A 13,037-nucleotide genomic window follows, 5' to 3' on the forward strand; every position below is an offset into this window, starting at 1 on the left:
TTTCTCAACCAATTTAAAAAACAATACATTATGCAGGCAAACTCGAGTTCGCAGCCAAACTTTTTCGACACCAAGGTGCTTGGGCATCCGGCTGGTTTATTTGTATTATTCTTTACCGAGATGTGGGAGCGATTCTCCTTCTACGGAATGAGGGTTTTATTAATTCAATTCTTAACCATGTCCGTAATTGGAATCAATACTGGTTGGGGTTGGAATGTTGCTGATGCAGGGGCTTTGTTTGCTACATACGCCATGTTACTATACATTACTCCTATCTTTGGAGGTATTTTAGCGGATAAATATATGGGATACCGATTGGCTGTAGTCGTTGGTTCTTTAATTATGACTTTAGGACACGCCGCAATGGCATTGGAAGGAGAGACTTTCATGTACATCGGTTTAGCGTGTTTAGTAATAGGAACGGGATTCTTTAAACCGAATATGACTTCTATTCTATCTGAAATGTACAAATCATTTCCAGAGAAAAAAGACGGGGCCTATACGATTTTCTACATGGGAGTAAACGCAGGGGCGTTCTTTGGAATGATGCTTTGTGGTTACTTAGGAGAGCGCGTTGGATGGCACTGGGGTTTCGGACTAGCAGGGATCTTTATGTTGTTAGGAACACTTCAATTCTGGTTAGCTAAACCGATCTTCGGTTCTATTGGAGATATTCCTTCCAAGGAAGCTAGAAGTGATAAAGAAGAAGTTGTTGATACAACCAACATGACACCGGAAGAAAGAGATTCGTTAAAACGCAATCCCTTTACCACGATTGATTATATCTTAATCGCAATTACCACCATCATCGGTTTACTATACGCTTTTGACGATGTATTCCGCATTGTGGGTGGAATCAATCTCTTCCCTGAAACAATTCTCGGACAAGACGGTTCTACAGTAGGGATTGCCTTCGGGTTGATCGTCTTCTTAGTTCTTGTTATTTGGCGTATTGCTCGCTATGCAAAAGTAGTACGCGATCGAATGATTGCCGTAATTATCTTTGCGTTCTTTACCATCTTCTTCTGGATGAGTTTTGAACAAGGGGCAACTTCCTTAGTTATCTTTGCTCGTGACAACACACAACGTGTGCTTTCTGGTGATACGGCTCTACTATTTAAAATTTTCAATACGCTCTTAACGATTATTCCTTTGGCATTAATCTCTTGGGTATTGATCATCTTAGCAAAACGAACGTACAAAAAAGCACTCGTTTCTAACATCATCTTGGGACTAACCTTCTTAGGTGTTTGGGGAGCTGTCGTTTGGATGTTAGACAGAGATTGGTCTTCACATGCGTACCAAGTACACTACCAAACAGTAGAAACACTTGTTCTCAATGAAGATGGAAGTCAAAAACTAGACGACAATCAAAATGCCACCTATCACTACCAACCGGTTTCAACGGCTTTTCAAGCCAAAGATGGGGATAAAATTGTCGAAAAAAACACCATTATTTCAAACCGCGAAGAATATGCAGTTGGCACAACAGTTGCTATTTATGAAGAATTGGGCACCTACCACATTCTGACGGATGAATTAGAAGCTAAATTACTTGCTGAATATGGAGCACATGATAAAATACCACATATTGTACAAGCAGAGATCAAAGAAATCAAGGACAATCAAGTAGAGATTACCGCTTCGTGGTTCTCTATTTTAAACTCCTTCTTTATCATTGCTTTTGCTTCTTTAGTTTCTAAACTATGGGATTCAAAATACAATCCACCTGCGTCGATTAAGTATGGATTAGGTTTAATCATTATGGCGCTAGGGTTTGGAGTTTTAGCGTATGGCGCTAATGGAATTACCGAAGGAAACAGAGTTTCGATGATGTGGCTTGTTTTTGCCTATTTATTTCATACCTTAGGGGAGTTGTTCTCTTCACCAGTAGGACTTTCTTATGTTTCTAAGCTTGTTCCTGCGAGAATGATTGCCTTTATGTTTGGTATGTGGTATTTAGCGATTGCAATTGGTAATAATCTAGCCGCTAAATTGGGAGGTCAAATTGAAAATATTACAGAGAAATACTCTTTATCTGGGTTTTTCTTAATCTTTACTATTGTTCCCATTGTTGCCGGTATTCTAGTGATTGCACTAAATCCAGTTATGAAACGTCTAATGCACGGTGTTAAATAAAAACAAACCTAATTACAATGAAAAAAATCGTATTCCTATTCACCCTATTTTTAATTGGGGCTGTAGCGCAAGCACAAGAAATCAAATGGATGTCATTAAACGATGCTTTAGCTGCACAAAAAAAAGATCCAAAACCTATTTTTATGGATGTCTATACCGATTGGTGTGGTCCGTGTAAAATGTTAGATAGCAACACATTCAGTGATCCTAAATTTGCAGCGCATGTAACGAAAAATTACTATGCTGTAAAGTTCAACGCAGAAGGAAATGAAACGGTTACCTACAATGGTAAGACGTACAGCAATCCAAACTATGACGCGAGTAGAAAAGGAAGAAATGCTACACATGAATTAACTTTATTCTTACGTGTGCCTGGTTACCCAACGATGGTTATCTTAGACAAAAAAGGAAACTTAGATCAATCAATTGTTGGTTATCATACACCTGTTCAGTTATTGAGTAAAATATAATCTCATTAAAATTGATACCCCCAATATCCCTTTTGACGTATATCGTGAAAAGGGATATTTTTTTGCCTACAACTTTGTTTTAATCGCTTCTTATAGCCCGCTCCCATCTGATTCCCGATAACAATTTGCTTTGGTTGGTGATACGCTAAAACACGATCGAAATTAACCTGAACATTATCGTGAAAATAAAGGATTTCTACTTTGTGCTTCAGTTGATAAAAAGGAGTGGTGCGAGAGAGTACTACTAGTTTAGTGGACCTGTCTAGTTGATACACGTCTTTCCCTCTTGTTTGAACCAACCTGGACGGCTGATAGTGCTGTTGATAACGCTTGACTATAATCGAAGTAGTTCCGCCATACTCAAATACAGAAAGCACTTTATTCTTATACTGCAGTAAAAGCATTTCTTTCTCCCTTGTTGAAGCGATAATAAAGGCATTGGATGGTTGATCTATAAACCGAACACCGCTACTGATCAGGGGTAATAACAGGAGACTAACTAAGGCAATTTTAATGCTCTTGAGATTGAAATGATGCAGCACATACCCCATACATACCAATCCTAGCAGAAGCAGCCCTAAGTCCACGCGACTGATATAAATCGATGTAAGTTGAATGTTTAGCTGATCCAATCCATCTAGCAACAAAAAAAGAAAGGAAGTAATTTGCTCCAAGCAAAACGCCAAACTTTCTGCCACAACAGGGATCATCCATCCGAAACACAAAAAGCACATCCCTAGAACGAGGAGTAAAGTTAGAAGTGGAATCACCAGTACATTACTCCATAAAAAAGAGAAGGAAAAGGAATGAAAGTAATACAGCTGCAAAGGAAGCACGCTCAATTGTGCCACCAAAGAAACATAACACAATCCTAAATAGTAGTTTACATATTTATTTTGGGTATACGCTTTTTTAAACAAAGGCATCAACCACACAATACCTAATACCGCAGCATAACTCAATTGAAACCCGACATCAAAAAGCCAATTGGGCTGAAACAGCAAGCTGAAAAAAAGCGTTAATCCGATGATTTCACGAGTTGGTTGTTTGCGTCTCACCTCCTTGGCTACGGATAGTAGAGAAAACATGAAAACCGCTCGAAAAACAGAAGGAGAGAAACCCGAAAGAAAAACGAAAATCCACAACAGAAACACGAGTAATACACAGCGATAACGCGGGTTCAAGAAAGAAGTTAAGACAGATAAAAACAGGTAGATCACACCGATATGCAAACCAGAAATAGCCAAAACATGCATCAATCCTAAACGTTGAAAGACATCGATCTGCTCCTGCTCTATACCTTGGCGATCCCCCAACAAAAGAGCAGAAAGCAAGGCTTTCGCCTGTGGGGACATCTTCGTTTGAGCGATGCGTTGTTGCAGCTCTACACGCCTTGCCATAAACCAAGCATACCCGTATTGACCTTCATCAACAGGGTACATCGTTTGAACAAGTAGCTGCTTCTCAATTCCCTTTCTTTTCATCAAAGCAGCATAGTCAAACTGTCCACTATTTTTAACCCCTTCAAAGGACTTAAAATGAGCTACTGCTTGGTATTTAGTACCGAGCTTCAACACGCTATCTTCTAAAAACACAAGCGCTTTCCCTTGTGTAAACACTTGATCAACAGCTTCGATAGCAACGATATAACGCGTTTTATCACTCCTTGTTTGTTGCCGCTCCACTAGGCGAAAATCCACTTGATACGCTCGTTGATCCACAACAGCCAATGTATAATTACCATGTTGCTGTCTCCAATCCACAAAAAAAGCAGTCAAAAAGCCAAGACAAAAGCACAGGACATAGTAGAGCAACCCAGTAAAATAAAAAGAAAAAGGATGAAATATGCGTTTGCTTTTGATCGAAAGAAAAAGCAAGAGGGCAAAAGCAATGCAAACAGGTACAACCCCTTTTACACTACAGAGGGATTTACTACAAATACCAAGAGCCACCGCAGTGGCATAAAACAAAAAAGAGAATTTTAATGGCCTCATGCGATGAGTACATCAAAATTCTCTCCAAGTTATTTTCCTTGTTTTGATTTAGATACTTTCGTCTGTCAAAACTCTGTTTATTTGAACAAATCTTCTTTTGTAATAATCTTCTTTCGTTGAAGAAACGATTACACCTTTACTAGTAGAAGAGTGAATGAATTTAATCTCATCATCAATTACTTCTGTTACTATACCAACATGGCTAATTCTATTTCCACGTCCCGTACGGAAGAAAATAAGATCGCCTTTTTGCGCTTGATTTTTAGAAACTTTATCACCTACTTGCGCCATTGCGCTTGAATTACGAGGTAAATTGATTGAGGTATCATTAAAGGCATTCATCACTAAACCAGAACAGTCCATTCCACTTCGGGTTGTTCCGCCAAAACGATATCGTACACCTTCAAAGTCAAAGGCTGTATTTAGCACTAAATCCGATACTTCTTCGCTAACTGCTTTTGAAGTACTCATTTCTTCTAATAGTGCATCCAATTGATTTCGAATCTCATCATCCGTCTTTTTGCTTTCGTTTAAAACCACTGTTCCCCTCTTCTTCACTGGATTTTCAACTTTTGTTGTTGCAGCTTGTGTGTAGCTCGAGCACACTAGGCTCAAACCTACAAAAATGGTGGAAAGTACTGTTTTATTTTTCATAGCAAAAGGGGGTTTACATACTCAATTTTCAATTAGAATTTTTAATAATCTCGCTGGCTACTAAATCACTAGCCCCGCGACCGCCTAAATTATGAATTAATTTTTCATAATCCAACAAAATTTCGCTTCTTTTTTCACCTTTCGCAATTTTTTCGAACTCTTGAGCGATTCTTTTCGCATTGCAATCGTGTTGAATTAACTCGACAACAACCTCTTCATCCATAATTAAATTAACCAAAGAGATGTATTTTAAAGTAATAATTCGCTTGGCAATTTCATACGAGATGGTATTGCCTTTATACAGGACGACTTGTGGCACTTTAAACAGTGCTGTTTCTAAGGTAGCTGTTCCTGAAGTCACTAAAGCAGCATAAGCAACATCTAGTAGCGCATACGTATCATTAGTGATAAAAGAAATATTTTGTCCTTTCAAAAACTGCTCATAAAAAGAGGGTTCTTGGCCAGGAGCCCCTGCAATGACAAACTGATATTCGGGGTGATTCTGTATCACAGATAGCATCTCACCTAATAAGCGTTTAATTTCTTGCTTTCTACTACCTGGCAGAAGAGCAATAATTGGGCGCTCATCTAACTGATACTTTTGGCGAAAATCAGGGCGTTCTTTGGCGCGAAATTCTTCAATTTCGTCGATCAAAGGATGACCTACAAAAGTGACTGGGTATTGATGTTTCTTTTCGTAAAAGTCCTTTTCAAAAGGCAGAATCACATACATAAAATCGACATCTCGTTTGATGGCTTTGATTCGACTTTCCTTCCACGCCCAAATTTGGGGGGAGATATAATAATGTGTAGGTATTTTATGTTCTTTAGCCCATTGTGCAATGCGCATATTAAAACCTGGGTAATCGATAAAGATTAACACATCCGGTGCAAAAGCAGCAATATCTTTTTTACAAAAAGAAATATTTTTCAGGATGGTACGCAGGTTTTGAACGACTTCTACAAACCCCATAAAGGCTAAATCTTTATAGTGTTTCACTAACGTCCCTCCTACTTTTTGCATCAAGTCACCACCCCAAAAGCGAATATCGGCTTGCGGATCTTTCGCGTAAATTGATTTCATTAGGTTGGCACCATGTAAATCACCTGATGCTTCACCTGCGATAATGTAATATTTCATCTACAACAACTGTGTGATTAGCGTAATAATAATCACTGCAAAAATGCAGCCTCTCGCATAGTAATCCTTTCTTTTATTGATAAAAAAGGTAAAGATTCCCAAATTCAACAAACTGCCAATGGCTACAATTCTCCCCAACAGGCCTGCTTTGCGGATTAAATCGAAATTGACGAATAAATCAAAGTTGGTAAATAACCTCAAGTAGAGTTCAGCTCCAATTACGGTCAAACTTGATCCGATTAGAAAGCCCAGTAGAATGTCTTTAATTCTAGTTCCCATCTATACTAATTCCCAATTATTAATTCTGTTTATCGCGTGATGTGCCGTTAAGTCAAAATGTACAGGAACAATAGAAACAAACCCATTTCTCAAAGCCCATTCATCCGTATCTTCTCCTTTATCTTGGTTGACAAATTCTCCTTTTAGCCAATAGTATTCTTTTCCATTCGGGCTCATTCGCTTGTCAAAGTCTTCAATCCAAACCGCTTTAGCTTGTCGACAAACCTTGATTCCCTTGATTTCATCGGTCAGCAAACGCGGAAAATTCACATTTAACACCACTTCTTTGGGAATTCCATTTTCTAGCGCTTGGGTTGTGATCTTTTTTACAAAAGTGCGAACCTGTTCAAAATCGGCATTCCAACTAAAATCTAATAAGGAAAAGCCAATCGCAGGAATTCCACTCATTCCCGCTTCCAAAGCAGCGCTCATTGTTCCCGAATAAATCACATTAATAGACGAATTAGATCCGTGATTAATTCCCGAAACGCACAGATCAGGTTTGCGATCTAAGATTTGTCCTAAGGCGATTTTCACACAATCCACAGGTGTACCTGAACAAGCGTATTCTAGTTCTATTTCTGGGTCAATATTTACACGTTCTAGTGTCAGGGTATTATTAATGGTCACTGCGTGTCCCATTCCAGATTGCGCACTATCAGGAGCTACCACAACTACTTCCCCTATTTCTTTCATCACATCAATCAAAGCACGGATTCCTGGCGCCGTGATACCATCGTCATTAGTAACAAGTATTAATGGTTTTTGCATCATCTCAAATTTTTAATTACTTTCGTAAAAGTAACAATTATTATGTAAAACATTTCGTTATTTCAGACTTTATAAACACAAATATGGGAGTCGCTCACGTCCTATCTTGTGATTTAACAAATAATTATCTGCTCGCATCATAATTACTCTACTTTTTTAACTACTTTAGTTCAAAACTATTTAATGAATACTATTTGGGCATTTATGAAAAGAAATTATAAGGTTATCATTCTTCTTCTTGCAGTTTCTGCAGCTTTATGGAGTTTTATACCTAAAAAGGAAACGGAGGATCCAGAAAAAGACCAACTCTTACTAGAGTTAGTCGCATACTTAATGGAGCGTACCCATTATGATCCACCCAAGTTAGATGACAAGTTTTCACAAGAAGTATATACCGAATACATCAAGGCGCTTGATCCAATGAAGCGTTACTTTCTTCAATCGGATATCGATGAGTTTAGCAAATATGAGCTTTTAATTGACGACATGATTCAATTGAAAGAGTTGTCTTTCTTTGATTTAACTTATCAGCGTATCACGGCTCGTATGAATGAAGCGAAAGACATTTATAGCGAGGTCTTAGCTGAGCCTTTTGATTATACTCAGGAGGAGTCTTTTGATGCGGATTACGACAACATTGACTTTGCAAAGACCCCTGCAGAGCTCAAAGATCGCTGGAGAAAACAATTGAAACTAAATGCTTTATCTACCTTAACAGACAACATCAAAATCCAAGAGGGCAAAGATGTCGTGGAGGAAGAGGAAGAAGAAGTAGATGAATACGGCAATACCGTAGAAAAAGCGAAGGCTACTAAAAAGAAAAAAGACGATAAACCCAAAGAGATTAAATCCTTTGAGCAATTAGAAAAAGAAGCGCGTGAAAGCACTAAAAAGTCGCTAGACGAGTATTTTGATGCGTTGAATGATTTAGAGCGCAAAGATTGGTTTTCGGTTTATTTAAATTCTATTGTGGAGCGTTTTGATCCGCATTCTTTCTACTTTGCTCCAGAGAACAAAGAGAAATTTGATGCGAGTATGAGTGGTAGTATTGAAGGAATTGGTGCAGTCTTAAGAAAGAAAACAGAAGGTGTTGAAATCAACGAGTTAGTACCTGGAGGCCCAGCTTGGAGAGGAAAAGAAATCGAAGTTGGAGATATCATTTTAAAAGTAGCACAGAGTAAAGAGGAAGAACCTATTGATGTTGTAGGTGTTCGTTTGGACAATGTGGTGAAATTAATCAAGGGAAAAAAAGGGACAACCGTTTACTTGACCATCAAGAAAATTGAAGGAACAATTAAGACCGTTGCGATCACCCGTGAAGTAATTGAATTTGAAGAAACATTTGCCAAGTCGAGTATCATTGAAGATGGAGCGAATCGCTATGGTATTATCCAATTGCCAAAATTCTACATCAACTTTGAAAACAAAGACAACCGCAATGCGTTTACTGACGTTCAAAAAGAAATTATTGAGCTAAAAAAACAAAATGTAGATGGAATCATCATGGACTTGAGAAACAATGGTGGAGGATCATTACAAACCGTTGTAGATATGCTTGGCTTGTTTTCGAAAGAAGGACCTGTAGTTCAGGTAAAATCATCAAGAGGGAAACAACAAATTTTAGATGATAAAGGCACGCCAATTGTATGGGATGGTCCGTTAGTGGTACTGGTTAATAATTTCTCTGCTTCGGCTTCTGAGATTTTCGCTGCTGCTATTCAAGATTACAAACGCGGATTGATCATTGGTAGTAAGCACACCTATGGTAAAGGAACGGTTCAAAATTTAGTTGACTTAAATGAGTTATTAAAGAAACAACCGTATGGCGACTTAGGAGCGTTGAAGATCACCCTTCAAAAGTTCTATCGAATCAATGGAGGATCTACGCAAAGAGAAGGAGTATTGAGTGATATTGTTTTACCAGATCGCTATTCTTACATTGACATGGGAGAACGTGATATGGACAATGCGATGCCGTGGGATAAAATTGACCGCGCAAATTACACGCCTTATAACAACGACTTTACTTCCGTAATTAACAAGAGTAAATCGAGAATCGCAGGTCACGATCAATTCAAGCTGATTGATGAAAATGCGCAGTGGATTAACCAACGTAAGGATGAAAAAGAATTTACGTTGAACTTAAAGAAATACGAAGCCAAACAAAAAGAGGTGGACGAAAAAGTGAAGAAATTCAAAGCCATTTCGAAATACAACAATCACCTGACATTTTCTTCTTTACCAAGTGAAATTGAGCGCATCAAAACCGATACAATTTTAGAACAAAAAAGAGATAGATGGCATGAATCTTTGGGCAGTGATGTATATGTTGAAGAAGGAGTAAAAATCCTAAACGACATTAAACAACTGACAACAGCACCTCGAAATACAAAAACATTTTCTGATAAAAAACTGTAAGCACAGCTAGTTCAATGGCTAGAAACAAGAATAGTAACACAAATATTGCGCTCCGAAAATTCAAAAAGGATTTTCGGGGCGTTTTGTGTTTTTGGATTATTATCTTCTTCCTTTTGGTCAGTGTATTTGCGTACTTCATTATACCTGATAAATCCCAGCATGCCAATGCAGGAGATTTAGCGATCCGTTCCAAGCATCCTGGTTTTACAACTGCCGTTCTTGTTTTTCCGGATCAGACAAAAACAACGTGGTCGGACTATTGGTTTGGACGTAAAGAATCGCCTGACCAAGTTCCATTGAGTCAATACACCCTCCAGCAGGACACCTTGATCTATACCCCCTATACCGAACTACAAGAAGGAGTACAGGAAAAGAAATTAGCGTTGTCTGGTTTTACAGCTGAGGAGAGAGCGAATCTCATCCAAGAAAAGACCTATTGGCTGGGCACAGATAACCAAGGGAGGGATTATTACAGTCGCCTTGTTTTAGGGTCTCGCATCTCTATTTCTATTGGTTTTATAGCCGTTTCCATCTCTTTGCTCATCGGTATTAGCTTAGGAGCTATTGCCGGTTATTATGGAGGCAAGATCGATGCTTTCATTCTTTGGGTCATTAACATCTTTTGGTCTATTCCAACCCTGCTGTTGGTTATAGCCATTACCTTAGCTTTAGGCAAGGGATTTTGGCAAGTTTTTATAGCGGTGGGTCTTACGATGTGGGTAGAAGTAGCCCGTGTTGTTCGCGGACAGGTCATTAGCACCAAACAACAACAATACATAACAGCAGCTAGAGCCTTGGGGTATTCGGATTACCGCATTATTATGAAACACATTTTACCCAACTGCATGGCACCTGTGATTGTGATTTCGGCTGCTAACTTTGCCTCTGCAATTTTAGTTGAAAGCGGATTGAGCTTTTTGGGAATAGGAACGCAAGTACCGACTCCGAGTTGGGGAGCCATGATCAAAGAAAACTACAACTATATCTTGGTTGGGAAAGCTTATTTAGCCCTACTTCCGGGCTTGGCTATGTTTAGTATTGTTATGTGTTTTACACAGTTAGGCAATGCAATTCGCGATGCCTTTGATGTGCGTAAATAACCCTATTATTTGATTAGAATACTGCGAATATCAGATTTTGTTCCGTTGTAAATATTGAGATCCACTTTTCCGTCAATTCCCTTCACCACACCTTTTTCAGTAAATTGCCAAAAATGCCACTCTGGTTTAATTTCCTCTACGAAGAAGTTATAATTGGCAATCCACACGATATGATCAGGAAACCATTTTTTTAGGTGATTGGTATAGTAGTGTTCCCCTGAATACAGAATAGGTCGTACTCCATAGTGTTTTTCCACCATTTCCATCCATCGCTTTAAACCTAGAACAAGATTTTCCATGGATTGTTGCTTTGGAAGATCTTCAATATCCAATACAGGAGGAAAATCGCCTTCATGGAGTGTAACAGTTGCTATAAAATTCTCCGCTTGTTTGATGGAATTCTCATCCGGGCGATAATAGTGATAAGCTCCTCGAATAAAGTGATTCGCACGAGCGCCTTTCCAATTGATTTCAAAAGCTTTATCCTTGCCATCATCCCCCATGGTAGCGCGAACAAACACAAATTCTAACGGTGCACGTTGCGCAACAGAGTCTACTTGTTGCCAATCAATTACACCTTGGTAATGCGAGACATCAAATCCAATCATGCGATCACTATGACGCTGCAATACTTCAACTGTGCGGAAATCAAAGAAGGATTTTTCATCCGCTTCTTTGCGCTGTGAGCTAAAAAAGTACTTAATTCCCTCTTGAAACGTAATACCAAACCATACGCCAACGCCTATTAAAACCACTACAATACAGATCCACTTAACACGCGTAAACACCGTATTGCCTTTTTTCTTTTTTGGTCGTCGTGGCGTGGGTTTTCTCTTTGTAGGTTGTTTTTTGTTTACCACTGCAATTGGAGAATTTTGCCCCGTTCCGTATTTTGTAGAAGCCATAAGTATTGTAAAAAAACAAAAATACGTATTTTACTGTAACAATATGCACGAGAATTATCGCACAGGTGTCTGATCAACCTTTAACACAGGTACAGGAAGAGAAATACCATTCAATTTAAACTTCTTATCAATAGCAAAGCGAATATCACTGGATATGCGGTCGTTATCAAAAGCATGATCAATAAAATAGTACAGAATAAAGCGAATGGAGGAATCGCCAAATTGATCAATAAACACAATGGGTTTTGGATGCTTCAACACATCCGGATTGTCTTCAACTGCCGACAACAATACAGCTTTTACTACTTCGACATCCGTACCGATATACACGCCAACATCTATTCGAGCACGAATCACAGGATCTTCGTGCGTCCAATTGTAAACAATATCATCAATCAATTTGCGATTGGGAATCACAATATCTTTTAAATTACGCGTCTCAACAATCGTACACCTCAGGTGAATTGCCTTTACACGCGCTACTTGTCCATTGATTTCAATGACATCCCCCATGTTTAAGGTTTTGTCAAAGAGAATGTAAATCCCCGCAATGATATCGCGAAAAATATCTTGTAAGGCAAATCCCAAACCTACAAATAAAGCGGCAGAAGTAGTCAGGAACATACTAATATTAAGTCCTATCACATTGAGAATGAAAAAGAACATAATGACATAGATGAAGTAATTGACGAAATTAAAGACACTGCGCAAACGCAACGCTACATCAGGAGAGGCATTTTTGATAAACGTTTTTTTCAAAAAGTTCAATCCATATTTCGTAATCATCAACGTAAAAACAATAAAAAGGATAGTTCCAATTGTTATACTAATTGATTTACTTGCGTAAAGTTCATATTCTAAAAACTTAGAAAGCAATAATTTTAAATTCAAAATAAGTCTCTTTTATTAAGTGGATCTATACTATTTGGACAGGTTGTCGCAGAAAAGTCACTTTTTATGCACCCTTCAACTGATAAAATTAAGACTTTAACACAACTATTAAAAGATAAAAAAACAAATAATTACCTCAACTTTCTTTAGTTCTAAAACGATCATTTCTTTGCCTTAATAAAATCTCATTTAGTGATGTCGCTACGAGTTTCAGTGAAGAAGCAGCACTTTTTTCGGATGATACCGGTTGGCTATCGCATGATAATTATCACCTA

At 38.4% G+C, this 13,037-nt stretch carries 11 protein-coding genes; 4 read left to right on the forward strand and 7 right to left on the reverse strand.

The genetic code is table 11. The annotated features are described in order from the left end of the window. The first annotated feature begins 30 nt into the window (after positions 1 to 30). A complete protein-coding gene (locus tag ACPDG9_RS02855; RefSeq protein ID WP_430526305.1) occupies positions 31 to 2,139 on the forward strand; it encodes a peptide MFS transporter in 2,109 nt (702 codons plus the stop codon). A gap of 17 nt (positions 2,140 to 2,156) precedes the next feature. Continuing rightward, positions 2,157 to 2,609: a thioredoxin family protein gene (locus tag ACPDG9_RS02860; protein WP_430526306.1), complete on the forward strand. Its 453-nt coding sequence runs from the start codon at positions 2,157 to 2,159 to the stop codon at positions 2,607 to 2,609. A gap of 5 nt (positions 2,610 to 2,614) precedes the next feature. Here the strand turns inward: ACPDG9_RS02860 and ACPDG9_RS02865 are convergent, their stop codons facing one another. Genes ACPDG9_RS02865 through surE form a run of 5 tightly spaced genes read right to left on the reverse strand, consistent with a single transcriptional unit; the run spans position 2,615 to position 7,448 of the window. Beyond that, on the reverse strand, positions 2,615 to 4,603 hold the full coding sequence (locus ACPDG9_RS02865) for a ComEC/Rec2 family competence protein (protein ID WP_430526307.1): 1,989 nt from the start codon (positions 4,601 to 4,603) through the stop codon (positions 2,615 to 2,617). A 48-nt stretch (positions 4,604 to 4,651) separates the two neighbouring features. Further along, positions 4,652 to 5,257, reverse strand: a complete 606-nt coding sequence (locus tag ACPDG9_RS02870; protein ID WP_430526308.1) for a C40 family peptidase — start codon at positions 5,255 to 5,257, stop codon at positions 4,652 to 4,654. Positions 5,258 to 5,285: 28 nt separating this feature from the next. Then, the gene (gene lpxB, locus ACPDG9_RS02875; RefSeq protein WP_430526309.1) at positions 5,286 to 6,398 is read right to left on the reverse strand and encodes a lipid-A-disaccharide synthase; all 1,113 of its coding nucleotides are present in this window, start codon (positions 6,396 to 6,398) and stop codon (positions 5,286 to 5,288) included. Next, positions 6,399 to 6,677 (reverse strand): hypothetical protein, encoded by a 279-nt coding sequence (locus ACPDG9_RS02880; protein WP_430526310.1) that lies wholly within the window; start codon positions 6,675 to 6,677, stop codon positions 6,399 to 6,401. It abuts the gene before it with no gap. Continuing rightward, positions 6,678 to 7,448, reverse strand: coding sequence for a 5'/3'-nucleotidase SurE (gene surE / locus ACPDG9_RS02885; RefSeq protein WP_430526311.1), 771 nt, complete (start codon positions 7,446 to 7,448; stop codon positions 6,678 to 6,680). A 183-nt stretch (positions 7,449 to 7,631) separates the two neighbouring features. Between surE and ACPDG9_RS02890 the strand changes: the two genes are divergently transcribed. After that, a complete protein-coding gene (locus tag ACPDG9_RS02890; RefSeq protein ID WP_430526312.1) occupies positions 7,632 to 9,866 on the forward strand; it encodes a carboxy terminal-processing peptidase in 2,235 nt (744 codons plus the stop codon). Positions 9,867 to 9,880: 14 nt separating this feature from the next. Then, complete coding sequence (locus ACPDG9_RS02895) at positions 9,881 to 10,966, forward strand: ABC transporter permease (protein WP_430526313.1); 1,086 nt, start codon at positions 9,881 to 9,883, stop codon at positions 10,964 to 10,966. Positions 10,967 to 10,971: 5 nt separating this feature from the next. Here the strand turns inward: ACPDG9_RS02895 and ACPDG9_RS02900 are convergent, their stop codons facing one another. Together ACPDG9_RS02900 and ACPDG9_RS02905 are read right to left on the reverse strand one after the other, a co-directional pair. Next, complete coding sequence (locus tag ACPDG9_RS02900) at positions 10,972 to 11,871, reverse strand: glycoside hydrolase family 25 protein (RefSeq protein ID WP_430526314.1); 900 nt, start codon at positions 11,869 to 11,871, stop codon at positions 10,972 to 10,974. Between the two features lie 54 nt (positions 11,872 to 11,925). Next, entirely contained in the window at positions 11,926 to 12,762 is an 837-nt protein-coding gene (locus tag ACPDG9_RS02905) for a mechanosensitive ion channel family protein (protein ID WP_430526315.1), read from the reverse strand. Positions 12,763 to 13,037: the final 275 nt, after the last annotated feature.

The sequence above is a fragment of the Myroides sp. C6-3 genome, from assembly GCF_050522425.1.
Classification (GTDB): Bacteria; Bacteroidota; Bacteroidia; order Flavobacteriales; family Flavobacteriaceae; genus Flavobacterium.

Bases quoted from the DNA above. Each gene is read 5' to 3' on its own strand.
- ACPDG9_RS02860 (WP_430526306.1), top strand. From the start codon at position 2,157: ATGAAAAAAATCGTATTCCTATTCACCCTATTTTTAATTGGGGCTGTA.
- ACPDG9_RS02890 (WP_430526312.1), top strand. From the start codon at position 7,632: ATGAATACTATTTGGGCATTTATGAAAAGAAATTATAAGGTTATCATT.
- ACPDG9_RS02895 (WP_430526313.1), top strand. From the start codon at position 9,881: ATGGCTAGAAACAAGAATAGTAACACAAATATTGCGCTCCGAAAATTC.
- ACPDG9_RS02880 (WP_430526310.1), bottom strand. From the start codon at position 6,677: ATGGGAACTAGAATTAAAGACATTCTACTGGGCTTTCTAATCGGATCA.
- ACPDG9_RS02870 (WP_430526308.1), bottom strand. From the start codon at position 5,257: ATGAAAAATAAAACAGTACTTTCCACCATTTTTGTAGGTTTGAGCCTA.
- lpxB (WP_430526309.1), bottom strand. From the start codon at position 6,398: ATGAAATATTACATTATCGCAGGTGAAGCATCAGGTGATTTACATGGT.
- ACPDG9_RS02900 (WP_430526314.1), bottom strand. From the start codon at position 11,871: ATGGCTTCTACAAAATACGGAACGGGGCAAAATTCTCCAATTGCAGTG.
- ACPDG9_RS02855 (WP_430526305.1), top strand. From the start codon at position 31: ATGCAGGCAAACTCGAGTTCGCAGCCAAACTTTTTCGACACCAAGGTG.
- ACPDG9_RS02865 (WP_430526307.1), bottom strand. From the start codon at position 4,603: ATGAGGCCATTAAAATTCTCTTTTTTGTTTTATGCCACTGCGGTGGCT.
- surE (WP_430526311.1), bottom strand. From the start codon at position 7,448: ATGCAAAAACCATTAATACTTGTTACTAATGACGATGGTATCACGGCG.